Below are 25580 nucleotides of genomic sequence, written 5' to 3'. Positions count from 1 at the left end.
TATGGTTAACGTTTATATCCTTTGCGAGGGTCAAACAGAAGAGCAGTTTGTAAAGCAGGTTCTTTCTCCGTCCGTCTCAAGAATTCAGGCGATTCGTACCGCGTATCCGTCTCCGGAGTTCATCGACGATTCGCCCGATACAGCGCCCTCGAAACGAATAAAATCCCTGATCCCTGCGTATAAAAAAGTTGCGGATGGAATCGTTTTAGCCGAACGAATCGGAATCGACCGAATTCTTCAGGAATGTTCGCATTTCCGCGCATGGGTCGGAAAAATCAGAGCCCTGACAGGGTAATTCGTTTCCCTGAATCAGCTGACTGATTTTTTTCAGGCGGATCTCACATTTTTATTCGTATTTCCTTACGAAATCAGGACAAGCTGTGCTATAATGAAGCAGTTTGATCCGATAGATGCCGGATCAGATTAATCACGGGTCAAGAACCGGCGAACTCCGGGCGCGACAAAAATTCCACTGGCGAGACGGGCGCGGTTGACTGATCTGTGAGCAAGATGATGCAGCGAAGCCCATGCTGACAATCTTGTACAGGGCCGCGCAGAGCGGCCGGCGATATGTTGAAATCAATAGGAGAGATACTGAATGTTCAAAGGGCTACTTGGCAAGAAAATCGGCATGACCCAGATTTTCGATGACAACGGCGTTGCAATTCCGATCACCGTCATTGAAGCTGGGCCTTGCTATGTTACCCAGCTGCGCACGGCGGAAGCCGACGGTTACAGCGCGGTCCAGATCGGGTTCGACGAAGTTAAACCTTCTCGGATTACGAATGGCGAGATGGGTCATCTTAAGCGGAACAACTTGCCTCCGCTTCGCTTTTTGCGCGAATTTCGTGCGAAGGATCCGCAGGTCGCCGAAGGCGACAAGGTAACGGTGGATCAGTTTGCCGTTGGCGAGCTGGTCGACGTCGTCGGGACGAGCAAAGGCCGCGGTTTTCAGGGCGGCGTTAAGCGGTACAACTTCGGCGGCGGTCCGAAGACCCACGGTCAGTCCGACCGTCACCGCGCTCCGGGTTCCCGCGGCGCCGGTACGACGCCGGGCCGCGTTTTTAAAGGTTCCCGAGGCCCCGGTCATATGGGCAACGAGCGTGTTACGGTGAACAACCTGACGGTCGCGTACCTGGATCCGGAACGGAACCTGATCGGCGTCAAAGGCGCGATCCCGGGCGCTCGCGGCGGTTTGGTTATGATCAAGGGCGCTCGCAAGAGCTGAGGCACGACAGGGAGCAAAAGCACTTATGAAAATCGATGTCAGAAACATGAAGGGCGAGATCGTCAGCGAAGTTGAACTTCCCGAGGCGATTTTTGCCGCCCCGATTTATGTCGACCTGATGCATCAGGCGTACATTCGCCAGATGGCGAACGCCCGGCTCGGCACGCATGAGACGAAAGTCCGTCATGAAGTCGCCGGCGGCGGACGCAAACCGTTCAAGCAAAAGGGAACCGGCCGCGCGCGGCAGGGTTCGACCCGCGCCGCGCAGTGGAAAGGCGGCGGGCGCGTCCATACCCCGCACATGCGCGATTATACGCAGGATATGCCGAAGAAAATGCGCCGCGCCGCGCTCCGCTCCGCGCTCAGCGTTAAAGCCGGCGATTCGCAGATCGTCGTCGTCGACGAACTCGTCATCGCGCAGCCGAAAACGCGCGTCATGGTCGAAGCGCTGAATAAACTCGTCGGCGAAAGTACGGCGCTGGTTCTCGTTCCGGACAGGGAAGCTTCGGCGGACGTTATCCGCGCGACGCGCAATATCCCGGACGCGAAAACCTTGAACGCGAACTATTTGAATATTCGCGATCTGCTGCGTTTCGATAAAGTCGTGCTGCCGTTGGCGGCGATCGAAACGATCAGTTCGTACTTAGGCTAAGGGAGGAAATCGTGTCGACGATTTACGAAGTTTTACGACGACCGCTCGTAACCGAAAAAACGAATGACCTGCTGCGAAAGAATCAATACGTTTTTGAAGTTGAGAAAAACGCGAACCGTACGCTCGTGAAGGATGCCGTTGAGAAGCTTTTCAACGTTTCCGTCGTTTCGGTCAATATGATCCTGACCCCCGGTAAAACGAAGCGCAACATGAAGAGCCGCCGCACGACGGTCAAGAAGCCGGTCATGAAGAAGGCGATCGTTACGCTCGCCGAAGGCGACAGCATCAAGTTCTTCGAGGGAGTTGAATAATGGCAGTTAAAATTTACAAGCCGGTTACCCCCGGGCTCCGGAACAGGACCGGGTACACCTTTGAAGAAATCACGAAGTCGAAGCCGGAACGGTCGCTGATCGTTTTCCGAAAGAGCACGGGCGGCCGCAACAACCTCGGCCGCGTGACCGTCCGCCATCGCGGCGGCGGCGTCCGCCGTTTCATCCGGATTATCGACGTCAAACGCAATAAAACGAACGTTCCGGCGAAGGTCGCCGCGATCGAGTACGATCCGAACCGGACCGCGCGGATCGCGCTCCTGAACTACGTTGACGGCGAGAAGCGCTATATCCTCGCTCCGATCGGGTTGAAGGTCGGCGATATGGTCGTGTCCGGTCCGAACGCTGAAATCCGCGTCGGGAACGCGATGCCGATTGCGAATATCCCGGTCGGTTCGACGATTCATAATATTGAACTCAAGCCCGGAAGGGGCGGACAGGTTGTTCGCGCCGCCGGCGCCTCGGCGCAGCTCGTCGCGAAAGAAGGCGATTACGCTCAGGTTCGGCTCCCCTCCGGCGAAGTCCGGATGGTATTGCAGGTCTGCTACGCGACGATCGGCCAGATCGGCAACGTCGATCACAGCAATATCAAGCTTGGAAAAGCCGGACGCAAGCGCCATCTGGGGATCCGTCCGACGGTTCGTGGGACCGCGATGTCCCCGCGCGACCATCCGCATGGCGGCGGCGAAGGCCGGCAGCCGGTCGGTATGGCCGGTCCGAAGACCCCATGGGGGAAACCTGCGTTAGGGTATAAGACGCGCCGCAATAAGAAGACAGATCGCTTTATCGTTCGTCGCCGCAACGCGAAGGGCGGGCGCTAATCAGAAGAGGTTTAGAAAATGTCACGATCATTGAAGAAAGGCCCATTTATTGAGCCGAAGCTTTTAGCGAAGGTCGAGAAGATGAACAGCGCCGGCGATAAGAAAGTTATCCGAACCTGGAGCCGCGCCAGCGTCATCTTCCCGCAGATGGTAGGTCATACGATCGCCGTCCACGACGGACGCCGCCATATCCCGGTTTATATCACCGATAACATGGTCGGTCACCGCCTGGGCGAATTCGCGCCGACGCGTTTATTCCGCGGCCACGTTTCCGAAAAATCGACGAAGAGGTAAGACGAGATGAGCCAGGAAGTTAAAGCAAAATTGAGCAATCTCGGCGTTTCCGCCCAGAAGGTCCGTCTGGTCATCAACATGGTCCGCGGGAAGAAGGTAACGGACGCGTTGAATATCCTCAGGTTCACGAATAAAGTCAGCGCCGAACCGGTTTATAAGCTGATCGCTTCCGCCGCCGCCAACGCCGAAGAGAACTTTGGCCTGGATCGGAACGACCTGATCGTTCGGGCGATTTACGCCGACGAAGGAGCGACGCGGAAATGGCGTTATTTCGGAGCGCGCGGACGCTTTAAGCCAGTGCTGCGCCGTTCGTCTCATATTACCGTCGTTCTCAGCGAGCGCGCGTAAGAAAGGGTTGATCGGAGAAAATCATGGGTCGTAAAGTACATCCTATTGGATTTCGATTGAATATCAACAAACCCTGGGACGGGCGTTGGTATGCAAGGGGTAATGATTACGTTGATCAGCTTCATCAGGATCTCAGGATCCGCGGGCTGATCCACGCTGAAACCGATAAAGCCGGGGTTTCGCGCGTCGAAATCGAGCGTTACCCGGGTAAAGTCAAAGTCGTCGTGAACACGGCGAAGCCGGGGATCCTGATCGGGCGCAAGGGGCAGAAGGTCGCGGCGCTCCGTCAGAGCCTTGAAGCGCTGACCGGGCGGAAGGTCGATCTTGAGATCAAGGAAATCAAATCGCCGGATACGGACGCTTATCTGGTTGCGATGAATATCGCCGGGCAGATCGAACGGCGCGTCGGTTATCGCCGCGCCATGAAACGCGCGATCCAGCAGGGCCTCCGCCAGGGCGCGCAGGGCGTCAAGGTTCAGGTCGGCGGCCGGTTGGGCGGCGCGGACATGGCGCGTTCGGTTACGCTTCGCGAAGGCCGCGTTCCGCAGCAGACGCTGCGCGCGGATATTGACTTCGCGCACGCGGAAGCGCATACGACGTATGGGAAAATCGGAATCAAGGTTTGGATTTACCGCGGTATCGTGCTTTCCATGAGCGAAGAGGCCGCAACCGCGGCCGCCGCCGCGACGGACGGCGTCTACGTCAGCGAATAACAGATTGCTTCGCCGTCTGGCGCCGCTTTTGCGGCGGCTGACGCGGGTCGAAAGAGAGTTTTGAAATGTTAATGCCAAAACGAGTAAAGTATCGAAAGCAGCAACGCGGGCGGATGAAAGGGAAAGCGCTCCGCGGGGCCGAGATTTCGTTCGGTGAATACGGCTTAATGGCGCTGGAACCGGGTTGGATCACAGCCCGGCAGATCGAAGCCGCCCGCCGCACGATGGCGCGTGAAATGAAACGGCGCGGAAAGATCTGGATTCGGATTTTCCCGGACAAGCCGTATACGCATCGTCCCGCCGAAACCCGTATGGGTAAGGGAAAAGGGAACGTGGAATACTGGGTCGCGGTTGTGAAACCGGGCCGGATTATGTTCGAGGTCGGCGGGCTTCCCGAAGAAGCCGCGCTGGAGGCGCTGCGCCAGGCTACCTACAAGTTTTCGATTAAGACGAAAGTCGTCGCGAAATACGCGTTGGGTTCCGGAGAGAGTGAATCATGAAAGCGGAAGAAATTCGAAAATTATCAGGCGCAGAAATTCGCGCGAAGCTTGCCGAGCTGCGTCAGGAAAAAATGAATCTTCGGTTCCAGGCGGTTACCGGTCAGCTGACCGATAGCAGCCGTCCGAAGGAAGTTCGCCGCGATATCGCCCGATTGGAAACGATTTTGCGGGAAATGGAAATGAAACAGGAAGGTGTTCGATGAATTCACGGCGACGTATCATGGGTACCGTAACGAGCGATAAGATGGATAAAACGGTCGTCGTGGAAATCAAGCGATCCTACCGTCATCCGCTCCTTGGCAAAGTAGTTCACGACCTGAAGCGGGTCAAGGCGCATGACGAGAATAACGCCTGTAAGATCGGCGATAAAGTCATGCTGGTCGAGACGCGCCCGATTTCCCGCGATAAGCGCTGGGCGGTCGAAGCGATCGTGAAAGTCAACGAAAAGGTTGAAACGGAACAGGGAGCGTAAGCCATGATTCAAAAAGAGTCACGTCTCAAGATCGCCGATAATACCGGCGCGAAAGAAATCCTTGTGATCCATATTGTCGGCGGATCGGTCCGCCGGTACGGGGCCGTCGGCGACGTCGTCATCGGTACGGTTAAATCCGCGAACCCGAACGGTTCGGTTAAGAAAAGCGAAATCGTGAAATGCGTCATTGTGCGCTGCGCGAAGGAATGGCGCCGGGAAGACGGGTCGTCGATTCGGTTCGACGATAACGCTGCGGTCGTTCTTGACGCGAACGGAACCGATCCCAAGGGAACGCGTATTTTCGGGCCTGTCGCTCGCGAACTTCGCGAAAAAGGGTTTACGAAAATCGTCTCATTGGCGCCGGAAACGATTTAAGACCGGAGAGATGGAGCAGGAATGAAATTAAAGATTCGCAAAGGCGATACCGTTGAAGTGATCAGCGGCCGCGCCGAAGATAAAAAGAAACGCGGCGAGATACTGCGCGTGGATTTAGAGGCCGGACGCGTCGTCGTTCAAGGCGTCAACATTCGCGCGCGTCATCAAGGTCAGACGCAGGCCGGACGGCGGCAGATCGACGCCGGTATCGTCAAGTTTGAAGCTCCGATTCATAATTCGAACGTGATGCTTGTCTGCCCGAAATGCGGGAAGGCGACGCGCGTCGGACTGAAACGGATCGACGGAAAAGCGGTTCGCGTCTGTAAAAAATGCAGCGCGGAAATCGACGCGGAATAAGCGGGGAGTAAATCATGAACCATTTACGAGAGAAATATCTGAACGAAGTCGTTCCCGCGATGAAAACCGCGTTAAATCTGGAAAACGTCATGCAGTATCCCCGGGTCGAGAAGATTGTCGTGAATATCGGTTTAGGGGAAGCCATGGATAACCCGAAGGCGTTAGAAGCCGCGATCGGCGATCTTCGTTCGATTACCGGCCAGAAGCCGCTCGTTACGAAGGCGCGGGTTTCGATCGCGAACTTCAAGCTTCGCGAGGGCCGCGAGATCGGCGCGAAGGTTACGCTGCGCGGCGATAAAATGTGGTCGTTTCTGGACCGCGTGATGAATATCGTGCTGCCGCGCGTTCGCGACTTTCGCGGGATTTCCCCGGACGCGTTCGACGGGCGCGGAAATTACACGCTCGGTCTCAAGGAACAGACCTTATTCCCGGAAATCGATTATGAAAAGGTCGATAAAGTCCGCGGAATGGAAATCACGATTGTAACGACGGCTGAGACCGATGATCAGGCGCGGACGATGTTGGCGCTGCTCGGGATGCCTTTCAGGAAGGGTTAATATGGCGAAAAAATGTATGGCTTATCGTGAATTACGGCGAGAATACCCGAATCAGGTGCGCAATCGCTGTAAAATCTGCGGTCGGTCGCGCGGTTATATGCGACGGTTCGGCTTGTGCCGGATTTGTTTCCGTGAATTAGCGCTGAATGGCCAGATTCCCGGCGTTACCAAGTCATCCTGGTAAGCAGGAAGCAAAGGAGAACAGAAGATGGTTAATGATCCTATTGCCGATATGTTGACTCGGATTCGCAACGCCATGATGGTTGGTCAGACCGCGGTTGCGATGCCCAGTTCGAAAATCAAAGCGGAAATTGCGCGGATTCTTTTGGAAGAAGGTTATATCGAATCGTACGAGGTCGTCGAGGGCGAAAAACCGACGCATCTGACGCTGAAAGTTAAAATTAAATATGCGGGCGAACGCCGTGAGCGCCGGCCGGTTATGAGCGGGATTGTCCGCGTCAGCCGCCCCGGGCGGCGGGTTTACTCGCGCCGCAACGATATCCCCTGGGTCTTATCCGGGTTGGGCATCACGATTCTGTCCACGCCGAAGGGGATCATGACGGGTCAGCGCGCCCGAACGATGGGCGTCGGCGGCGAAATCCTCTGCAAGGTTTGGTAGGAAAGGAACTGGAAGGCGATGTCTCGAATTGGACGTTTACCGATTACCATTCCCGCCGGTGTTAACGTGGACATTCAGGGGAGTGAAGTAAAAGTTAAGGGCCCGAAAGGCGAATTGAAGCGCCTTTTCTCGCCCGTCGTTAAAATTGAAAAGAACGCCGATACGATTACGGTGACCCGGTCGTCGGACGAAGCTTCGATCCGCGCGCTGCATGGAACCAGCCGGGCGCTGCTGAACAACATGGTTGTCGGCGTGTCGACGGGGTTCACGGTCGTTCTCGAAATCGACGGCGTCGGGTACCGCGCTGAAATGAACGGGAAGAACCTGGTTTTGTACGTCGGTTATTCCGCCCCGGTGACGGTTGAGCCGGTTGAAGGCGTTTCTTTCGACGTAGATACGAAAACGCGGCAGGTAAAAGTCATGGGTCATGACCGCGAGGTCATCGGGCAGGTTGCGTCGGATATCCGCGCGATCCGGCCTCCGGAACCGTATAAGGGAAAAGGGATCCATTATCTGGGCGAGAAGATCCGCCGCAAGGCCGGTAAAACCGGGAAAGCTAAGAAATAGGGGTAAAAGATGGCAAAATTTTCTCGAAGAGAAGCTCGCATTCGCCGTCATTTGCGCATTCGCAAGAAACTTGCCGGCACGGCGGAATGCCCGCGCCTTGACGTTTATCGCAGCCTTGAGAACATCTATGCTCAGGTTATCGACGATGATCTTGGCGTGACGTTGGTTGCGGCGTCGAATATCGACAGGAAACTCCGCGGCGAAATGGACGGAAAGAATAAGTCGGAACAATCAAAATTAGTCGGTAAGGCGATCGCTGAACGCGCGCTCGCGGCCGGAATTACGACGGTCGTTTTTGACCGCGGCGGTTTCCAGTATGTCGGACGGGTTAAAGCGCTCGCCGACGCGGCGCGCGAAGCCGGGCTGAAGTTTTAATGGGAAGGGCAGACTCAAAAACCATGGAACAAAACGAATATTCACAGGAAAATCAGCTCGACGAACGAACGATTGAAATCGCGCGCGTTGCCAAGACGGTTAAAGGCGGCCGGCGCATGCAGTACCGCGTCACCGTTGTCGTCGGCGACAACAACGGCAAAATCGGCTTAGGCATCGGGAAAGCGTTAGCGGTCCCGGACGCGATGAAAAAAGCGTCGGACCGCGCGCGGAAGAACATGCGCAAGGTGAATCTCTATAAGACGACGATTCCGCACGAGGTTATTTCGACGGTTTCCGGCGCGAAAGTTTTACTTCGCCCGGCCTCCGAAGGTACCGGCGTGATCGCCGGGAGCGGCGTCCGCGCCGTTCTCGAAGTCGCCGGCGTCAACGATATTCTGACGAAATCGCTGGGAAGCGCCAACTTGCTCAACATTGTCAAGGCAACGTTTGACGCGCTTGATTCTTTGAAAGATATTGAAACGGAAGCGGCGCTCCGCGGTAAATCGCGCGACGAGCTGCTCCCGTTCTGGGATCGAGGTCGATAATCATGGCAGGCGAAACCAAAAAATTGCAGATTACCTGGTTCAAGAGCGCGATCGGCTATTCGCAGCGGCAGAAGGACACGATCCGCGCCTTAGGGTTGCGGAAGCTGAATCAGACCGTTGAAAAAGAGGATAACGCGGTAACGCGCGGCATGATCCATAAGGTCAGCCATTTAGTCAAAGTAGTGGAGTCAGGGGACTGATTATGAGATTAGATGAATTAAAACCTAACGAAGGCGCGAGGACGCGGAAAAGCCGCGTCGGCCGCGGTCATGCCGCCGGTCAGGGGAAAACCGCCGGTAAAGGTACGAAGGGTCAGGCCGTCCGGCAGGGCGCCGGCGGGGCTCTCTACCGCCAGGGCGGGAACCTCCCGTTTTATCGCCGTCTTCCGTTTATTCGCGGCGAAGGCTTTACCCCGCCGAATCAGGTCGAATACAACGAAGTCAACCTGAGCGCGCTGGACCGATTCGACGGCTCCGTCGAAATTACGCCGGAAGTCCTGCATGGGGCTAATCTCCTCAGCAAGAAAAACAATCCGGTCGTGATCCTTGGGAACGGGGAAGTCACCCGCGCGTTGAAACTCAAGGTGCATCGAATTACCAAGGGCGCTCGGTCGAAGATCGAAGCCGCCGGCGGCAGCGTCGAACTGATCGATTAGATCGTTCGGCGCGTGAAACGAAAGGAGAACTAAATCATGAAACGATCTCCATGGCGTTACGTCTGGACCTCCCGGGGGATCCGCGAGAAATTGCTGATGACGTTGGGGATCCTGGTCATCTATCGCTTGATCGCGAATATTCCGGTTCCCGGATTTAACGCTGAAGTCCTCCAGGCGTTCAGGAACAATCAATCGGCAGCAGGCGATCTGCTGTCGATTTTGAACGTTCTTTCCGGCGGTACGCTGTCGAACTTCTCGATTCTGGCGATGGGCGTTTACCCGTATATTACGGCGTCGATTATTCTTCAGCTCTTAGGCCCGATTATTCCGGCGATTGAAGAGAAAATGAAGAATAACCCGCGCGAGGGCCGCCAGTGGATGGAAAAATGGACGATGTACCTGACGATCCCGATGGCGTTTGTTTCCGCGTTGGGTCAGATCGGCCTGTTCAATCAGATCGTCCCGGGAATGACCGTGCTGAAGGATTTTGGCTGGAGCGGTTCGAACCTGATCCCGACGCTCGCGAACGTGTTGACGATGATGGCGGGAACGATGATCGCGATCTGGCTGGGGAATATTATCTCTGAATACGGTATCCAGCAGCAGGGTCTGTCGTTGATTATCTTTTCGGGTATCGTGTCGCAGGTTCCTTCGAACCTGGTTCGGATTTTAGCCGATCTTTCGACCGGCTGGTACATCCTGATCATCTCGATCGTCGTGCTGCTGGTCGCGGTCTTCGCGATCGTTTATATTCAGCAGGGAACGCGCAATGTTAAACTGATGATCCCCGGGCAGCGGATCGGTTACCGCAATATCAAATCAGGCGGATCGACGAGCCTCCCGCTTCGCGTGAACAGCGTCGGCATGATCCCGCTGATCTTTGCGCAGTCGCTCGTGACCTTTCCGGCGTTGATCGCCAGCTTCTTCGTCAATTCGCAGACGGTCTGGGTCAAGAGCGCCGCTTCGTGGATTCAGAGCAACTTCGGCGGGTCGAGCTTCCTGTATATGGTTCTGTATTTCATTCTCGTCGTAGGGTTTACCTACTTTTATACGAGCGTGACCTTCATGAACAACGACTATGGCTCCAGCCTGAAAAAACAGGGCGCGATCGTCCCCGGGCGCGCGCCGGGCGCGGAAACGCAGGCGTATCTGGCGAAAATCCAGAATCGGATTACGCTTCCGGGCGCGGTTTTCCTGGGCGCGATCGCGATTTTGCCGAATATTCTTGGCCTGATCCTGGGAAGAAGCTCGACGTCGACGATGATCATGTCGTCGTCCGGAATGCTGATCGTTGTCGGGGTTGTCCGCGATATTCTGGACTATGTTCAGAGCGAACTCAGTCAGCATGGATACGACGAGAAACTGATCCGATAAGGATTCTCTGAACAGCGATTTTTATTTAGAACGGAGGAGAAAGCTATGGCGAAGTATTATGTATTGTTAGGGCCTCCCGGCGCCGGTAAGGGGACGCAGGCGAAGCTCATTTCCGAGAAAATTGGCGTTGCGCATATCAGCACCGGCGATCTTCTCCGTGAAAACGTCAAAAACCATACGGCGCTGGGCCGCGAGGCGGAGGGGTTCATGAATTCCGGACGCCTCGTTCCCGACGACCTGATTATCTCGATGGTCCGGGAGCGGATCGGCGAGCCGGACTGCGCCCAGGGTGCTCTGATGGACGGGTTCCCGCGAACGGTCGCGCAGGCGGAAGCGTTTGATCGAATGCTGGGCGAATCGTTCGGCGCGAAGATCAGCTGCGTTCCCTGTATCGACGTTCCCGCGGTCCTGCTGATCGAGCGGCTGAGCGGGCGGATGATGTGCCCCAACGGGCATGTCTTCCATCAGGTTTTCAACCCGCCGGCGGCGGAAGGCGTCTGCGATGAATGCGGCGCTGCGCTTTATCAGCGCGACGACGACAAGGTCGAGACGGTTACCAGGCGGATCGAGGTCTACGAAAACCAGACGGCGCCGCTGATCGCTTATTACGAAAAAGCGGGAATCCTGGTGAAGATTGACGGAAAGCAGCGTATTGAAGGCGTCACCGCGCAGATTTTTCAGGCGCTTGACGTCGCGTAATTCGGCGGTCCGTCGAACGAACGAAAGACGAGGGTCAAAAAACGATGAGTTGGGACAGGCAGATATCGATTAAATCGAAAGAGGAACTGAAGCTGATGCGCGAGGCAGGCGTGATTAACGCTGAAGCGCTGCGAGCGGCGGCGGAGGCCTGCGTTCCCGGCGCGTCGACGTATGACGTAAACGCGGCGGCGGAAAAGGTGCATCACCGATACGGCGTGACCTCGCCGTTCCGCGGCGTTCCCGGTCCGATCCCCTTTCCGGCGAATACCTGTACGAGCGTGAACCATGTTCTCGTACATGGGATCCCTTCCCGGAAGCATATTTTAAAAGAAGGGGATATTATCTCGGTCGACTGTGGAACGCTTTTTAAGGGCTATGTCGCGGATTCGGCGTTTACGACCGGCGTTGGAAAGCTTACCGACGAGGCGCGGAAGCTGATCGAGACGACCGAGTCAGCGCTTTACGCCGGGATCCAGCGCATGCGCGTCGGGTATCATACCGGCGACGTTTCGGCCGCGATTCAGGAGTACGCGGAAAGTCGCGGATATTTCCTGACGAAACAGTACACCGGCCACGGCGTCGGGCGGAAGATGTGGGAGGCGCCTCAGGTTCCGAACTACGGGATCGCGGGGCAGGGCGTCCGGCTGAAAGCCGGAATCGTGATCGCGATCGAGCCGATGGTCCTGATCGGGACGGAAGCGACGAAAGTCCTCGGCGATGGCTGGTCGGTCTCCTCCGCGGATCATAGCCTGACGGCGCATTATGAGCATACGATCGCCGTGACAGACGAGGGCCCGATGGTGACGACGCTTCTGGCGGACGGGAATCCGCCGGTTACCTCGATCGGCATGACCGCCGAGCGGTTGTCACGGGAACTGGCCCAGGGGCTTTGACCGATTCGGCGAAGCCTATTATAATTGGCAGGATTTTAGTTAATTACTCGGGTGATCTATCCGAGGGGGAGTTTTGTAAAGATGAAAGTTACGTCATCCATTGGGAAACGATGTGCAAAATGCAAAATCGTAAAGCGATCTGGGCGTTTGTACGTCATTTGTGAAAATCCGAAGCATAAACAGCGACAGGGGTAAAACGGACATATGGCTCGTATTGAAGGTGTTGATCTTCCGCGGAATAAACGGATCGAAGTTGCGTTAACCTATATTTACGGGATCGGCTTGCCCCGCGCCCAGCGAATCATCGCGGAAACGGGCGTCAGTCCGGACGTTCGCGTTCGCGATCTCTCTGATACGGATGAGAACCTCCTCCGCGAGTATATCGCGAAGAACTTTACGGTCGAAGGCGATCTTCGCCGCGAGGTTCAGATGAGTATCAAGCGGCTGGTGGAAATCGGCTGCTACCGCGGCCAGCGTCATCGACGTAATCTGCCTTGCCGCGGGCAACGGACGCGTACGAACGCGCGTACGGCGAAGGGGCCGAAAAAGACGGTCGCCGGTCGCGGTCGTCGCCGCGGCGCAACGAAGAAATAGAGTTGTCAGTTAGGCGGGAGCTTTGCTTGCAGGTTTGGGTTTCCTTTCAACCTGCGGCTGCCTGCGAGCAAGGCTTCCCTGCCTTGAAGGACAGCTATTTCAAAGAAACGTAAAGTAGTAAGAGGAAATATGGCTCAAAATGTACGCTCTGCGCGTCGCGCCGGTTCGGCGCGAAAAGTAAAGCGCACGCTGGGCGCGGCCCAGGTGCACATTTTTGCTTCCTTTAATAACACCATTATTACGGTCACGGACGCCATGGGGAATCCGGTTTGCTGGGCGAGCGGCGGAACCGCCGGCTACAAAGGCTCCCGGAAGTCCACGCCGTTTGCCGCGCGCGTCGCGGCTGAGCAGGTTATCAAAACTGCTCAGACGATGGGAGTTCAGGAAGTTGATTTGATCGTTAAAGGGCCCGGACCGGGCCGCGAATCTGCGATTCGCGCGGTTCAGGGTGTGGGGATGAAAGTCCGGACGATTTCGGATATTACGCCGATTGCGCATAACGGCTGCCGCCCTCCGAAGAAACGCCGCGTCTGATCTGGAAGGAAATATTTAAAAATGGCTCGATATATCGGATCCGTTTGTAGGCTTTGCCGACGGGAGAATGAAAAATTATATTTAAAAGGCGAACGGTGCTACTCTGCGAAATGCGCTTTTGAAAAACGCGCGTTTGCGCCCGGGGATCATGGTAAATCCGGGATGGGACGCGGCGGCGATCGGGCTTCCGACTACGCCCGGCAGCTTCGCGCGAAGCAGAAGATCCGCCGCGTGTACGGCGTTCTGGAGCGGCAGTTCCGCCGCTATTTCGGTATCGCTGATAAAAAGTCGGGTATGACTGGTCTGAACTTGCTCCAGATTTTGGAATCCCGTCTGGATAACGTCGTTTTCCGCCTTGGGTTCGCCGAGAATCGGACGCAGGCGCGGCAATTCGTCAATCACGGTCATTTCATGGTCAACGGGGTGCGCTGCGATATCCCTTCGGCGATTTTGAAGCCGGGGGATGAGGTTACCGTTCGGGAATTGTCGAAAAATAAGGCGATGTTCCGGGATATTGCGGAAGTGGCTGAAAAGCGGGTTTGTCCTCTTTGGCTGGGTCGGGATACGAAAGCGATTTCCGGGCGGATGCTGCGATTGCCGGAGCGAACTGAAATCGGTGAGAACCTTTCTGAACAGCTGGTTGTCGAGTACTATTCTCGGTAAGGAACGAAACGGCGACGGCTACCGGTTTTTATGATGCCGAAAGGGGAATAAATTGGCTACACTCAGCAACATGGTAACACCCAAGGTGGAGATTGAACGGGAAGGCGATAAATACGGAAAGTTCCGGATTTATCCGCTCGAACGCGGCTATGGCGTGACGATCGGGAACGCTCTGCGCCGGATTTTACTGTCTTCGTTGGAAGGAGCGGCGATCACGTCGATCAGTATTTCTGACGTTCAGCATGAATTCAGCGCGATACCGGGTGTGCGAGAGGACGTTTTACAGGTCATGCTGCAGGTGAAACAGGTTCGCCTCAAGCTGCATGGGGTCAACTCGTCCCGCGTTACGCTGGAGGTTACGAATGAAGGCGAAGTAACCGCGTCGGATATCCAATGTCCATCGGAGGTGGAGATCCTCAACCCCGAATTGTATCTTTTTACGGTTGACAACCCGAACGCCAATTTACGAATAGATATGACCGTTGAACGCGGACGGGGGTATTCCGCCGCGAACGATCGCCCGAATTACCTATCGATCGGGGAAATCCCGGTGGACGCGATTTTCAGTCCGATCAAGCGCGTTAACTGGAACGTTGGTTCGGTATTGTACGATCGAAGCACGAACTATGATAAGCTCGAATTGGAAATTTGGACGGATGGAACGATCCTGCCGGAGAAGGCGTTGAAGCTTTCGTCGAAGATCATGATCGAGCATCTGCGTTTCATTTCCGGGATCAGCGAAGAGACGATCGAGCTTCCGATGGCTTACGAAAAACCGATTCACCGCGCCAGCGAGATCAACGAGACGACGATCGAAGGGCTCGATCTTTCGGTCCGCGTTTTCAACTCGCTGAAGCGGACTGGCGTTCAGACGGTAGGCGATGTTCTGGACATGTTAGATAAAGGTGATGACGCTGTAAAATCGATCCGCAACTTCGGGGAGAAGAGCCTGGAGGAGCTGCGTGAGAAATTGCAGGAAAAAGGTTACCTGAAGAAAGATAAAACTACGGAGTAAACATGCGGCACTCAGTTGCAGGCTATAAATTAAGCCGAAATAAGAATCAGCGTACCGCGCTTCGGACGACGATGGTCCGTCAGCTCTTTGAACACGAGCGGATTACGACGACCTTCGCCAAGGCGCATTCGGTCCGCAACCTTGCAGAAAAATTGATTACGATCGCGAAGAAAGGGAACGGCGGGGATACGATTGATAAAATGAACGCGTCCCGCTTAGCGGCTTCCCGTCTCGGCAACGACCGCGATCTGACCAGGAAGTTGTTTGACGATCTCGCGCCGCGCTTCGAAAAACGGAGCGGGGGGTATACGCGGATAATCAAATTAGGGCCGCGTAAGGGCGACAGCGCCGAGATGGTCGTCCTCGAACTTGTCGGCGAGTAATCCGCCGCTGAACGACGCGGAAGCGTCGGGCGGCTCGTCCGAAGCACATTACAAATTTACAGTCTCGTACGATGGAACGTCTTTCAAGGGCTTCCAGCGCCAGACAGACGGAGTCCGAACGGTCCAGGGGGAGCTTGAGAAAGCGTTCCGCTCGGTCGGTTGGACGGGGACGGCGATCCGGGGCGCGGGACGGACCGACAGCGGCGTTCACGCCAGTGGGCAGGTTATTTCTGCGCGCCTTTGTTGGAATCATCCGCCGGCGGCGTTGGTTGGGGCGCTGAACGTCAGCCTTCCGCCCGAGATCGCGATCCAGGACGCCGAACGGGTCCGGTCCGATTTCGATCCCCGGCGCGACGCGGTTTCGCGAACGTACCGTTACCGGATCCTGATTCATCCGATTCGTCAGCCGTTGTCGGAAAGAAACGGATGGCGCCTGAGCGCGGTTCCGGATTTTGAAAAGCTTCGGGAGACTGGAGCTGTATTTCTCGGGACGCACGATTTCGCGTCGTTCGGATCTGCGCCTGAAAAAGGCGGGAGCACGGTTCGCAGGATCTACCGCAGTCGCTGGCTGCGTTCGGCGGAAACGCCGGAGAAGCTGTTTTTTTATGAGGTTGAGGCGAACGGGTTCCTGTATCGAATGGTCCGACGGCTGGTGTATTTGCAGGCGATGGCCGCGCTTGGGTTCCTTCCGGGGGATTCGCTCCGGGAAGCGCTCGAAAGCGGGCGTCCGCTCCGGGCGGGATTAGCGCCGGCGGCGGGATTGACGCTGACGAACGTGAGTTATCCGGCGTGGATTTACGATAGCGACGAGACTGGAAAACAGGCAGAGATATTTTAGTCAGATGGATGGAATGGAGAATGACTGTGGAAAAGACCTACGTCATTAAAGGTGAACCGCAAAATGATTGGCTGCTCGTTGACGCGAACGGTCAAGGCATTGGCAGACTCGCGACACAGATTGCGAATTACCTTTTAGGGAAGCATAAGCCGACGTTTACGCCCGGCGTCATGATGGGCGATTTCGTCGTCGTCATTAACGCGGCGCATATCGCGGCTTCTCCCAAGAAGATGGTTACAAAAATGTACTATCGGCACTCGGGTTATCCGGGCGGCTTGAAAGAAGCGTCGTTGAAATTCTTGCTGCGAACGCGGCCGGAACGCGTGATCCAGAGCGCGGTTTGGGGGATGCTCCCGCATAACCGGCATGGACGCGCCTTGCTGCGCCGACTGAAGATTTACGCTGAAAACGATCATCCGCACGCCGCGCAGAATCCGACGAAAGTCAACTAAGAGGAGCGAATCACGATGGCAGGACAGTATTTTGAAGGCGTTGGTCGCCGAAAAGAGAGTATCGCCCGCGTCCGCGTCAGCACGGGCAGCGGCGTTTTCGTCGTCAACGAAAAGCAGATCGCGGCCTATTTCAACCGCCTGGGCGACGTGGAGTCGATTCTTCGCCCGTTCGCGGCGGTCGATAAGGATCAGGCGCTGTTTGACGTGACGGTTCATGTTAACGGCGGCGGCGTCACCGGGCAGACCGAGGCGGTCCGCCTTGGCCTTGCGCGGGCGCTGATCGAGATGGACGAGACGTTGAAACCGTCGCTGAGCCATGCCGGCTTGCTGACGCGCGATCCGAGAATCAAGGAACGGAAGAAGCCGGGCCTGAAGCGGGCCCGAAAGGCGCCGACCTACACCAAACGTTAATCGTTTCCCGGCTTCCGGTCTGATTTTGGGGGTCGGTAGAATGGCGTCCGGAATTCGTTTTTACGGATTGTGGCTGACGTTTAACGGATAAAAAGCTACGAGCGCTCTCCCGCTGGGGACGGCGCTCGCTTTTTTTTTCAGATAAAGGCGGCGACCGCTCATTTCAAGGATTCATTTAACAATTTTCACGCGAGGATGGGAAATGCTTCATTCTGGACTTTTGGTTTTTTTCGGAATTCCGTTGAAATGGGACGGGATGCAACTGTTTCGCGGCGCCGGACGATTATGCGCGGGCTGACGGCGCATGATTAATCGCGCGCCGCCATGCGGGAGGGAAAAAGCTTGATAGACTTAATTCATGAGGCGACAGACGATAAAAGAGGCCGACGGAGGATCGATGCGGGAACCGGAATGGGACATGGATTACGCTGACAGCTATGAAAACTCGATTCGAAGGGACGTCCTTCGGGACCGTTTCCCGTACGCGGGTTATCTGGATTTATTAAAGTTTATTCAACGCGGCGTCGAACAGGCCCGCGGCGCGAGGGTTTTGGACCTGGGCGCGGGTACGGGGATTCTCGCGGAGCGTTTTTACAGCTCGGGTCATCCGGTTACGACGGTGGACCGGTCGCCGCGCATGGTCGAAATTGAAAGCGAACGGATGCGGCGCGGAAGGCAGATCTGCTATGATCTGAAACTCGGGATGCCGCCGGAGCTGGCGGGAGAGCGGTTCGACGCGATCGTCTCGACGTACATGATTGCGGAATTTCGCGACGACGAGCTGATCCGGCTGATCAGGTCGCTTAAAAATTATCTGGAACCGGGCGGGAACGTTTACCTGGGCGGCGTCATGTTTCGGACGGCGGACGAGCGCGACGCCTGTCGCGCGGAGAATGGGAAAAAGTGGGTCCCGGGAGAGAATTACCTCGTTTTCGAGGAGTTTGAAAGGAAGTCGGCGTTGGCGATGACGTTTCGCAGGATTTCGTACTGCGCCGGAGTGATCATTTTAACTGAGTAGCGCCGTTTCCATCCGGCAGCCGGTCTGGTCGGAAGGCGGTTTTTCCGCTCGCCGTTTCCGGTTGTTGATCCATGTAATGCGGCCGATCATTTTTGAATGCGTTCCCAGTCGTTCCCGGAAAAAAATCTTTGTCGTTCGTTCTGCCTGGACGGTATAATTATCGAGGAACGAAGGGAATTTTCGTATGACGATTCACGTTTTAGCCGACGACGTCATCTCTAAAATCGCCGCGGGCGAGGTTATTGAACGTCCGTCGTCGGTTGTTAAAGAATTGATTGAAAACGCGATCGACGCGGCCGCGTCGGAGATCCGGATCCGGATTGACGGCGCGGGAAAGCGGTTGATCGAGATCAGCGACGACGGCTGCGGAATTGCGAACGAAGAGCTGCGCTTCGCGGTCACGCGGCACGCGACGAGCAAGCTCCGTGTCGCGGACGATTTATTTCGTCTTGGGACGCTCGGATTCCGCGGCGAGGCGCTCGCTTCGGCGGCGTCGGTATCCAGGCTGACGATCGTTTCCCGGACCGCGTCCGAGCCGGTCGGGAGCCGGATCCAAGTCGACGGCGCCAGGCTCGTTTCGCAGCAGCCGGCCGCGGCGCCGCGGGGAACAACAGTTCGCGTTGAGGATTTATTTTATAACGTTCCCGCGCGGCTTAAATTCCTTAAGAGCGATCGAACGGAACTCAGTCAGATTTCAACGCTGATTACCCGCTACGCGCTCGCGTATCCCCAGATTCGTTGGGAGCTGATCGTCGAAGGCAGGACGCAGCTGCAATCGGCGGGAAACGGCGAAACGCGCGAGATCCTGAGCGCGGTTTATGATCTGGATATCGCGAAACGGCTGATTGAGATCGAAGAGGAACGGGACGGTATCGCCGTTTCAGGCTATATCAGCCCGATTGCGCTGACGCGGTCGAATCGCAGGGAAATCAATTTTTTCGTTAATGGACGCTGGATTCAGGATCAGCAGCTGGTCGCGGCGGTTAATCGCGCTTACCAATCGCTGATTATGGTCGGGCGCTATCCGATCACGATTCTTTTTCTAAAGCTCAGTCCGGAGGAGGTCGACGTCAACGTTCATCCGTCCAAAGCGGAGGTTCGCTTCCGATCCGCGGAGACGGTTTTCAGCGCGGTTCATCACGCGGTTCGCAAGGGTCTCCAGCTTCAGGCCCCGATCCCGGAAGCCCGCCCGACGTTAGGGTGGGCGGCGGCGCAGCAGCTGGCGCCGTTCGACGCTTCCGCCTGGGACGCGCCGGAACGTCCAGCCTGGCGGGAGGGGTATTCTGAGCCTGCGTCCGACGCGGAGCCGGCGATCGCGGTTCAGCCGCCCTCCATGCCGGAAGGCGGCGTTCCGCCCGTTTCGTACGAGACGCCGTCGTTTATCCCGCCGCATACGGATCGATCAGGCGCGGTTTTTCCGCTGCTGCGCTGGATTGGGCAAATCGGCAATACGTATGTCTTAGCCGAGGGGCCGGACGGTTTATACTTAATCGATCAGCATGCGGCGCACGAACGGATTCTGTTCGAAAAATGCATGCGCCGGCCGGAAGCGGAGCTGATATCAATTCCGCTTCTGGAACCGGCGATCGTCCGCCTCCAGCCGCATGAAGTCGCCCTGTTGGAAGAACATCGCGGGATCCTGACGTCGCTGGGATTCGAAATCGAAGCGTTCGGTCCGGTAGATTTCCGCGTTTACGCAATTCCGGAGATTTTTTCAAAGGGAAATCCCGCGGCGGCGGTTCGGTCGCTGGTCGAGGATTTCGAGGAGGATGAGACGCCGCTGATGAACGTTGTCGCCGAGCGGATTGCTGCTCGCGTCTGTAAGCGAATGGCGGTTAAGGCGGGGCAGCCGTTATCAGAAGCGGAACAGAAGCAGCTCATCCGCGAATTGGAAGACTGCGAATCGCCGCGGACCTGCCCGCATGGTAGGCCGACCATGATTCATTTGCGCTTCCAGAACCTGGAGCAACAATTTGGCAGAAAGGGCAAGCTGTAACAGGCTTGAGAAAGAACAGAGGGTGTAAAGATGATCGAAATTGTTACGGATTCAGGATGTGATCTGCATGAAAGCCAGTTTGCGGGCTTACCGGTGACCTTCGTTCCGCTGAATGTCTCGATCGGAGATGAATCGTTCGATCGGGATAACCCGATTTCGCCGGTGGAATTTTACCGAAGGCTCAGCGAAACGCTCCAGTTCCCGAAGACGTCGCAGGCTGCGATTGGCGATTTTGTCGAGACGTATCGCACGATTGCGGCGCGCGGATCGGAGATTTTATCGATTCATATCGCCGGGGCGCTGAGCGGGACGATCCGGGCGGCGCGCGCCGCCGCGGCGCTCGTTCCTGAGGCGAAGGTGACGTTTTTTGATTCGAGGACGCTGACCTCCGGGTTAGGTTGGCAGGTTCAGGCCGCGGGACAGGCGATTCTCAGGAACTGGGGGATAGATCAGATCCTTTCGCGGCTGGAGCTGATCCGCGATCAGGTCGACGGCCAATTCACGCTCAAGGAGCTTCGCTACCTGATCGCCGGCGGGAGGATCAGTCATATCAAAGGAATCCTGGCGCAGGTCCTCAATATCAAACCGATCATCCTGGTCAACCATGAAGACGGGCATTACGAAGATGGGGGCAAGGCGATTTCGTTTCAGCGCGCCCTTGATCAGATTGTCAGATTAAAGGAAAAGAAATTCGGATCCGTTCCGCTTCGGGCACAGGTCGTCCATGGCCAATGCCCGGAGGGTGTCGCATACCTGATCGAAGCGCTGAAGAAAAAGCTGAATGTCGTTTGCGAAGAGACGCTTCCGGTTTCGCCCGTTCTCGGGGCGCATACCGGCCCGTCGCTTGTCGGACTGATCATCGGTCCGCTTTCGCTGTTTAAGGAGCTGATTCCGGCGTGAGTCCGCGGGATCGGGCTTTACCGACGTTCGCGCCGTCCGCCGGGGAAACGCTGATCGGGCTGGACGCGCTGAGAACACGGATGGGCGTCGTTCCGCCGGATCGGATCGTCGTTGGGACGAGCGGCGGCGCCGATAGCCTGACGCTGCTATTGACGCTGCGAACGTTGGGGTTCGACGTGATCGCCGCGCATCTGGATCATCAGATTCGCGCGGAATCGGCCGCGGACGCTGATTTCGTTCATGCGTTCTGCTCGCGGCAGGGAATTGCGTTTACGCTCGGGGCGGAAAACGTCCCAGTCGAGGCGCGGCGGACAGGCCGTTCGATCGAGGATATCGGGCGGCGGCTCCGCTACCGTTTTCTTTTCGACGTCGCCGGACGGGAGCGCGCGGCCGCGGTTGCCGTCGGCCATCATGCCGACGATCGGGCGGAAACCGTCCTGGCGCAGCTCATCCGCGGGTCCGGCCTGGACGGATTGTGCGCTATGGCGGAATGGAGCTGTCCGACGGAATGGTCTGCGTCGATCCCGCTGATCCGTCCGCTGTTGACGCTGCGCAGGGCGGAAATCGAAGCCTGGCTCGCGGCGCGGAAAATTTCCGCGGTCGTCGATCGGACCAATTCTGACCTTGCGTACACGCGCAGCCGTATCCGCTGGGAGCTCCTGCCGTCGCTCCAGGCTTCGTTTAATCCGAATATCGTCGAAACGCTGAATCGCTGTGCGTCGGCGCTGGGGCCGGATCGGGATTACCTGAATCAGGCCGCGGAGCGGGCGTTCGCGCGGATCGTCCGTTTTGAAACGGCGAATACTGTCGTTTTGGATCGGGAGAAGTTCCGGGCGGAGATGGGCGCGATTCAGGCGCGCCTGATCCGGCGGATGGCGAAGCTGTTGGGCGGGTTTGAGGACGGCCTGACGCAGCCGCTGATCCTTCGCGCGGCGCGGTTCGCGGATATCGACGAGCCTCCGGGCGGATTTCGCCGGGAAGACTGGACCGGGGGAAAGACGCTTTTCCTCCGTGGAAATGCGTTCGGAATCGCTGATGCCTCGGTTCCGACGGGCGCGCTGCCGATCTGGGACTGGGCGGCGATGGCAGCGGCAGATACGGCAGCGGTAGTGGTTGACGGGGACTATCCGGTCGGGAATATCCGGCTGCGCTTCGAATGGCGGGAAGTCGAGAATGCTGCGGAGATCGCGGCGCTGATTGAGGAAATGAAACGCGATCCGGGAACCGTCTATCTTGACGTCGGCCGGATCCAGGGGACGCTTCGCGTTCGTCCGCGGACGAGCCGGGCGGAGCGTTTCGTTCCGTTTGGGATGAACGGGACAGAGGTTCTTTTGGAAAAGTTCCTGCTGAACCGGAAGGTTCCGGCAATCTTTCGGGACGGCTATCCGCTTGTCAGCGACGACGAAGGGGTTCTCTGGGTCGTCGGGCTGCGCGCGGCGGAGCGGGCGTCGCTCGCAGCGGGTTCGCGCCGGATTCTTCGGATCCGACGGCTTCGTCCTGATACAGGTGGATCCGCATGATCCATTCTTCGTCGGTCTCGCGGAACGGTTCAAAGCCAGCTTTCCGGTACAGCCGCAGCGCCGGACGGTTTTCTTTCTGAACGGATAATGACGCATGGCGGAAGCCGGCGGATTTCATTTCGTCCGTCAGCGCGCGCAGCAGCCGCGTTCCAACCCCTTTCCCGCGCCATGATTCTTTCAGAGAGATTGCAACGGACGGCGTCGCGTCGTCGATATAACCGAAATCCCGGATGAGCCGCGCCCAGGCCATGCCGACGATTTCGCCGTTGGATTCCGCGACGAAGCCATGATCGCCGGGGCGCGTTCCGAAATCGCGGATATAGATCGCAAGTTCGGGAAGGCTTGTGACCGTTCGCGGCGGCGGTACGGCGCCGGGCGGGAGAAAGATCGCCAGATAAAGGAATTCGTCCATGCGGGTGAACTCGGACGGACGAATTTGGCGGATTCTTGGGCTGTTTTCTGGCTTTGGGGCCATTCAGCGCTTCTCAGGCCGGCCGCCGGCCGAAAAACCTCCGTTATTGGAGGTTTTCCACCGGGTCTTCGATATTGCTTTCTTCATTCGTTTCTTCGGAAGCCGGAGCTATCCCGGCGTAGATCGGTTTCAGCTTATGAAGCTTCTGGGAGATTTCGCGCCATTGGACCTTGGAGACGCCCAGCTTGCCGCGGATCGATTCTTCGTCGATATTGATATACAGGTCGTGAACGGCGCTTGTCCAGCGGCACATATTAAACGACAGACTTTTCTTCAGGCCGGCCGCTTCCCCGATATCGCGCAGCAGGTATTCGAGCCTGCGCGCGGAATATGGGAAGATCCGGTCGGTCGGCTTTTCCTGATCGAGGAGTTCGTTATAAACCGGAATCCAGTCGATCGGCAGGTCGATCTTTCGTTCCTTGAAGCGCTGTTCCCCGCGGTTGTAGCGGACGTAGAGAACCGGGTGGTCCGGATCGTCAGCGTCGATATGATTCGGGGCGATCGCGAGCGTTTCGTTTTTCTTGATCGCGGTCGCGAGGAGAAGCTGGACCAGCGCCATCGGGCGCGCGTCGCTTTTTTCCTGGAGACGGAAACCGTTCGCGGCTTCGAGAACGAGCGGGAATTCGTCGACCGTCAGGATTTCGGGAAGCGGCGCGTAGACGGTTACCTGAAGGACCGATTCGGCCGGGTCGATATCGATAATTCCGAACGTTTTCAGCCAGCGGAAAAAAGACTTAAACGACGTCACGCGGCGCGAATATGTCTTCGGCGAACAGGGGACATCACGCTTATGTTCCATCCAATACAGGAAGTCGTTCAGATCGGCGGTCGTAATCGAGCCGACAGTCCGATCCGGCCGTAGCTTCGACGAAAGCAGCTGCACGTCGCTGATGAAGGCCTTGATTGTATTGACAGTCCGGCCTTCATTCGCCAGATAAATTTCCCAGGCATGGATCGCGGCGGGAAAGGTCGTTTCGCTGCTGATAAATTCACTGATGGCTGATTCGTGTTCCATAGATTTTCAATAATAACCCTGTTTCCCTTAATTCGCAATCTCACGGATCCCAGGAATCTGTCTCGCGAACAAAAGGTTATGCGAATGTGATGATTATAGCATAATTTAAGGCTGAGTCACAGGCGATGAAAAAAATCAGCTGGTAAACACGAACTGGACGAGAATCATGTACGCGATCAGGCCGCCGCCGATCGTCAGGATCATCTTCCGCGTCAGTTTATAGATCAGGACGAGAACCGCGCTCGCGATCCATTCGGGAAGCCCGTAGGGCGGCGCGAACGGGCGGACGTCCTTGAAGCAGTAGACGATCAGCATTCCGATCATGGCGAAAGGCAGGACGCGTTCAAGGTAGTCGACGGTCTTCGGAATTTTTTTGCCTTCGGGAAAAATCAGGAATGGCAGGAAACGTGTTGCGAACGTTGTCAGCGCGATAATAATCACGGTCAGGATGATCTGCTGCGTTGTCATTTCGCGCCTCCGGGCCCGGAATCCGCATCCGCCGCGTTTTCGGCGCGCCCTTCGTCCGCTTTTCTCCCGCGGATCGCCAGCAGCCCGGCCAGGATCAGGATCATCGCGGGGATGATAAAGTTCGCGGGCCCGAAAATCCAGATGCAGACCAGCGCCGAAGCAATGCCGATCAGGTGCGGCGCGTGGTCGCGCTGCGATTCCCACTGCGTCAGGAAGATATAAAGGAAGAGCGCGGTCATCGCGAATTCGACGCCCTTCGAGTTGAAACGGAGAAACGCGCCGAAAAGCGCGCCGAGCGTCGACCCGAGGACCCAGTACGATTGGTCCAGCGCGGAAACCCAGAAATAGAACCAGCCGCGATCGACGTTTTCGGGAATGTCGGCGGCGACGAGAAGCGAATACGTTTCGTCGGTCAGCGCGAAAATCAGGTAAGGCTTGATTTTCCCAACGTCCGCGTAGCGCCGCAGCATCGACAGGCCGTAGAAAAGCTGGCGCGCGCTGACAGCCAGCGTCAGGATCACGGCTGTCAGCGGACTGAATACGGTCATCAGCGATCCGACGGCGACGAATTGAACGGATCCGGCGAAAATCGTCAGGCACATGATCGGCGCCCAGTACCAGTCCAGTCCCGCGCCGATCAGCAGGATACCGAAGCTGATCCCAAGAAAGAGATACCCGAAAAAAACGGGGATCGTCCGGGGAAACGCATGTTTAAAAGCGGCGGTCATGATTCAAAAAAGCTCGCAGTCCTGATTTGTCCGGCGAATCCCGCGCGGTCCCGGCGGAAACGTTGGGGCGGGGGACGCAGACGCGTTCGATTGTATGACGAAACGGTGGGGCTGCTTTGGACCCGAGGCGCATTCATGACAATCCTGGAAACGGCCTGAATCTTCTCGACTTAACGTAAATTTAAGATTCGCCGGCGCTG

39 protein-coding genes are annotated in these 25580 nt (G+C 56.8%); 36 read left to right on the top strand and 3 right to left on the bottom strand.

What is annotated here, in order from left to right; genetic code table 11:
• Position 1: 1 nt before the first annotated feature.
• The 36 genes from BEQ56_12535 to BEQ56_12360 all read left to right on the top strand — a co-directional run bounded on the left by BEQ56_12535 (position 2) and on the right by BEQ56_12360 (position 22697).
• Complete coding sequence (locus tag BEQ56_12535) at positions 2 to 295, top strand: hypothetical protein (protein ID AOH44228.1); 294 nt, start codon at positions 2 to 4, stop codon at positions 293 to 295.
• Between the two features lie 303 nt (positions 296 to 598).
• On the top strand, positions 599 to 1228 hold the full coding sequence (locus tag BEQ56_12530; protein AOH44227.1) for a 50S ribosomal protein L3: 630 nt from the start codon (positions 599 to 601) through the stop codon (positions 1226 to 1228).
• A gap of 25 nt (positions 1229 to 1253) precedes the next feature.
• Entirely contained in the window at positions 1254 to 1880 is a 627-nt protein-coding gene (locus tag BEQ56_12525) for a 50S ribosomal protein L4 (protein ID AOH44226.1), read from the top strand.
• Between the two features lie 11 nt (positions 1881 to 1891).
• Entirely contained in the window at positions 1892 to 2191 is a 300-nt protein-coding gene (locus BEQ56_12520) for a 50S ribosomal protein L23 (GenBank protein AOH44225.1), read from the top strand.
• A complete protein-coding gene (locus tag BEQ56_12515; protein AOH44224.1) occupies positions 2191 to 3030 on the top strand; it encodes a 50S ribosomal protein L2 in 840 nt (279 codons plus the stop codon). Before BEQ56_12520 ends, BEQ56_12515 begins: the two co-directional genes overlap by 1 nt.
• Positions 3031 to 3048: 18 nt before the next feature.
• Positions 3049 to 3324, top strand: a complete 276-nt coding sequence (locus BEQ56_12510; GenBank protein ID AOH44223.1) for a 30S ribosomal protein S19 — start codon at positions 3049 to 3051, stop codon at positions 3322 to 3324.
• Between the two features lie 6 nt (positions 3325 to 3330).
• Positions 3331 to 3672 (top strand): 50S ribosomal protein L22, encoded by a 342-nt coding sequence (locus BEQ56_12505; protein ID AOH44222.1) that lies wholly within the window; start codon positions 3331 to 3333, stop codon positions 3670 to 3672.
• Between the two features lie 23 nt (positions 3673 to 3695).
• Positions 3696 to 4385, top strand: a complete 690-nt coding sequence (locus BEQ56_12500) for a 30S ribosomal protein S3 (protein ID AOH44221.1) — start codon at positions 3696 to 3698, stop codon at positions 4383 to 4385.
• A gap of 65 nt (positions 4386 to 4450) precedes the next feature.
• Positions 4451 to 4885: a 50S ribosomal protein L16 gene (locus BEQ56_12495; protein AOH44220.1), complete on the top strand. Its 435-nt coding sequence runs from the start codon at positions 4451 to 4453 to the stop codon at positions 4883 to 4885.
• Positions 4882 to 5088 carry a 50S ribosomal protein L29 gene (locus BEQ56_12490; protein AOH44219.1) on the top strand — a complete coding sequence of 69 codons (207 nt, stop codon included), beginning with the start codon at positions 4882 to 4884 and terminating at the stop codon, positions 5086 to 5088. Before BEQ56_12495 ends, BEQ56_12490 begins: the two co-directional genes overlap by 4 nt.
• Entirely contained in the window at positions 5085 to 5357 is a 273-nt protein-coding gene (locus BEQ56_12485; protein AOH44218.1) for a 30S ribosomal protein S17, read from the top strand. The genes BEQ56_12490 and BEQ56_12485 overlap by 4 nt, the downstream gene beginning before the upstream one ends.
• A gap of 3 nt (positions 5358 to 5360) precedes the next feature.
• Positions 5361 to 5732: a 50S ribosomal protein L14 gene (locus BEQ56_12480; GenBank protein AOH44217.1), complete on the top strand. Its 372-nt coding sequence runs from the start codon at positions 5361 to 5363 to the stop codon at positions 5730 to 5732.
• 21 nt (positions 5733 to 5753) lie between these two features.
• The gene (locus BEQ56_12475; GenBank protein ID AOH44216.1) at positions 5754 to 6089 is read left to right on the top strand and encodes a 50S ribosomal protein L24; all 336 of its coding nucleotides are present in this window, start codon (positions 5754 to 5756) and stop codon (positions 6087 to 6089) included.
• Positions 6090 to 6103: 14 nt separating this feature from the next.
• Positions 6104 to 6646 carry a 50S ribosomal protein L5 gene (locus BEQ56_12470; protein AOH44215.1) on the top strand — a complete coding sequence of 181 codons (543 nt, stop codon included), beginning with the start codon at positions 6104 to 6106 and terminating at the stop codon, positions 6644 to 6646.
• Between the two features lies 1 nt (position 6647).
• Positions 6648 to 6830: a 30S ribosomal protein S14 type Z gene (locus BEQ56_12465; GenBank protein AOH44214.1), complete on the top strand. Its 183-nt coding sequence runs from the start codon at positions 6648 to 6650 to the stop codon at positions 6828 to 6830.
• A 24-nt stretch (positions 6831 to 6854) separates the two neighbouring features.
• Positions 6855 to 7265: a 30S ribosomal protein S8 gene (locus tag BEQ56_12460; GenBank protein AOH44213.1), complete on the top strand. Its 411-nt coding sequence runs from the start codon at positions 6855 to 6857 to the stop codon at positions 7263 to 7265.
• Positions 7266 to 7283: 18 nt separating this feature from the next.
• Positions 7284 to 7832, top strand: coding sequence for a 50S ribosomal protein L6 (locus tag BEQ56_12455; GenBank protein AOH44212.1), 549 nt, complete (start codon positions 7284 to 7286; stop codon positions 7830 to 7832).
• A 9-nt stretch (positions 7833 to 7841) separates the two neighbouring features.
• Entirely contained in the window at positions 7842 to 8207 is a 366-nt protein-coding gene (locus tag BEQ56_12450; protein AOH44211.1) for a 50S ribosomal protein L18, read from the top strand.
• Positions 8208 to 8230: 23 nt separating this feature from the next.
• Entirely contained in the window at positions 8231 to 8752 is a 522-nt protein-coding gene (locus BEQ56_12445) for a 30S ribosomal protein S5 (GenBank protein AOH44210.1), read from the top strand.
• A gap of 2 nt (positions 8753 to 8754) precedes the next feature.
• Complete coding sequence (locus BEQ56_12440; GenBank protein AOH44209.1) at positions 8755 to 8952, top strand: 50S ribosomal protein L30; 198 nt, start codon at positions 8755 to 8757, stop codon at positions 8950 to 8952.
• Between the two features lie 2 nt (positions 8953 to 8954).
• On the top strand, positions 8955 to 9407 hold the full coding sequence (locus BEQ56_12435; protein ID AOH44208.1) for a 50S ribosomal protein L15: 453 nt from the start codon (positions 8955 to 8957) through the stop codon (positions 9405 to 9407).
• Positions 9408 to 9443: 36 nt separating this feature from the next.
• Positions 9444 to 10781 carry a preprotein translocase subunit SecY gene (locus BEQ56_12430; protein AOH44207.1) on the top strand — a complete coding sequence of 446 codons (1338 nt, stop codon included), beginning with the start codon at positions 9444 to 9446 and terminating at the stop codon, positions 10779 to 10781.
• Positions 10782 to 10826: 45 nt separating this feature from the next.
• Entirely contained in the window at positions 10827 to 11480 is a 654-nt protein-coding gene (locus BEQ56_12425) for an adenylate kinase (protein AOH44206.1), read from the top strand.
• 44 nt (positions 11481 to 11524) lie between these two features.
• Entirely contained in the window at positions 11525 to 12373 is an 849-nt protein-coding gene (locus BEQ56_12420; protein AOH44205.1) for a type I methionyl aminopeptidase, read from the top strand.
• 204 nt (positions 12374 to 12577) lie between these two features.
• Complete coding sequence (locus BEQ56_12415; protein ID AOH44204.1) at positions 12578 to 12967, top strand: 30S ribosomal protein S13; 390 nt, start codon at positions 12578 to 12580, stop codon at positions 12965 to 12967.
• A 129-nt stretch (positions 12968 to 13096) separates the two neighbouring features.
• Positions 13097 to 13501 carry a 30S ribosomal protein S11 gene (locus tag BEQ56_12410; GenBank protein AOH44203.1) on the top strand — a complete coding sequence of 135 codons (405 nt, stop codon included), beginning with the start codon at positions 13097 to 13099 and terminating at the stop codon, positions 13499 to 13501.
• Positions 13502 to 13522: 21 nt separating this feature from the next.
• The gene (locus BEQ56_12405; GenBank protein AOH44202.1) at positions 13523 to 14164 is read left to right on the top strand and encodes a 30S ribosomal protein S4; all 642 of its coding nucleotides are present in this window, start codon (positions 13523 to 13525) and stop codon (positions 14162 to 14164) included.
• Positions 14165 to 14234: 70 nt separating this feature from the next.
• Positions 14235 to 15179: a DNA-directed RNA polymerase subunit alpha gene (locus tag BEQ56_12400; protein ID AOH44201.1), complete on the top strand. Its 945-nt coding sequence runs from the start codon at positions 14235 to 14237 to the stop codon at positions 15177 to 15179.
• Positions 15180 to 15181: 2 nt separating this feature from the next.
• Positions 15182 to 15562 (top strand): 50S ribosomal protein L17, encoded by a 381-nt coding sequence (locus BEQ56_12395; GenBank protein ID AOH44200.1) that lies wholly within the window; start codon positions 15182 to 15184, stop codon positions 15560 to 15562.
• Positions 15549 to 16400: a tRNA pseudouridine(38-40) synthase TruA gene (locus BEQ56_12390; protein ID AOH44199.1), complete on the top strand. Its 852-nt coding sequence runs from the start codon at positions 15549 to 15551 to the stop codon at positions 16398 to 16400. Before BEQ56_12395 ends, BEQ56_12390 begins: the two co-directional genes overlap by 14 nt.
• 8 nt (positions 16401 to 16408) lie before the next feature.
• A complete protein-coding gene (locus tag BEQ56_12385; GenBank protein AOH44198.1) occupies positions 16409 to 16852 on the top strand; it encodes a 50S ribosomal protein L13 in 444 nt (147 codons plus the stop codon).
• Between the two features lie 15 nt (positions 16853 to 16867).
• Complete coding sequence (locus BEQ56_12380; protein AOH44197.1) at positions 16868 to 17263, top strand: 30S ribosomal protein S9; 396 nt, start codon at positions 16868 to 16870, stop codon at positions 17261 to 17263.
• Between the two features lie 397 nt (positions 17264 to 17660).
• Positions 17661 to 18281, top strand: coding sequence for a hypothetical protein (locus BEQ56_12375; protein ID AOH44196.1), 621 nt, complete (start codon positions 17661 to 17663; stop codon positions 18279 to 18281).
• Positions 18282 to 18465: 184 nt separating this feature from the next.
• On the top strand, positions 18466 to 20277 hold the full coding sequence (locus BEQ56_12370) for a hypothetical protein (GenBank protein ID AOH44195.1): 1812 nt from the start codon (positions 18466 to 18468) through the stop codon (positions 20275 to 20277).
• Between the two features lie 30 nt (positions 20278 to 20307).
• Positions 20308 to 21177: a hypothetical protein gene (locus BEQ56_12365; GenBank protein AOH44194.1), complete on the top strand. Its 870-nt coding sequence runs from the start codon at positions 20308 to 20310 to the stop codon at positions 21175 to 21177.
• Positions 21174 to 22697 (top strand): tRNA lysidine(34) synthetase TilS, encoded by a 1524-nt coding sequence (locus tag BEQ56_12360; GenBank protein ID AOH44193.1) that lies wholly within the window; start codon positions 21174 to 21176, stop codon positions 22695 to 22697. The genes BEQ56_12365 and BEQ56_12360 overlap by 4 nt, the downstream gene beginning before the upstream one ends.
• A gap of 515 nt (positions 22698 to 23212) precedes the next feature.
• On the opposite strand, the gene BEQ56_12355 is transcribed toward BEQ56_12360, so the two are convergent.
• The 3 genes from BEQ56_12355 to BEQ56_12345 all read right to left on the bottom strand — a co-directional run bounded on the left by BEQ56_12355 (position 23213) and on the right by BEQ56_12345 (position 25380).
• Positions 23213 to 24184: a hypothetical protein gene (locus BEQ56_12355; GenBank protein ID AOH44192.1), complete on the bottom strand. Its 972-nt coding sequence runs from the start codon at positions 24182 to 24184 to the stop codon at positions 23213 to 23215.
• A 135-nt stretch (positions 24185 to 24319) separates the two neighbouring features.
• Positions 24320 to 24652, bottom strand: coding sequence for a hypothetical protein (locus BEQ56_12350; GenBank protein ID AOH44191.1), 333 nt, complete (start codon positions 24650 to 24652; stop codon positions 24320 to 24322).
• A complete protein-coding gene (locus tag BEQ56_12345; protein ID AOH44190.1) occupies positions 24649 to 25380 on the bottom strand; it encodes a branched-chain amino acid ABC transporter permease in 732 nt (243 codons plus the stop codon). Before BEQ56_12345 ends, BEQ56_12350 begins: the two co-directional genes overlap by 4 nt.
• Between the last annotated feature and the right edge of the window lie 200 nt (positions 25381 to 25580).

The sequence above is a fragment of the Anaerolineaceae bacterium oral taxon 439 genome, assembly GCA_001717545.1.
In the GTDB taxonomy this organism is placed as follows: Bacteria; Chloroflexota; Anaerolineae; order Anaerolineales; family Anaerolineaceae; genus Flexilinea.
The sequence above is the reverse complement of the archived record's forward strand: the minus strand, read 5'-3'. Positions and strand labels throughout refer to the sequence as shown.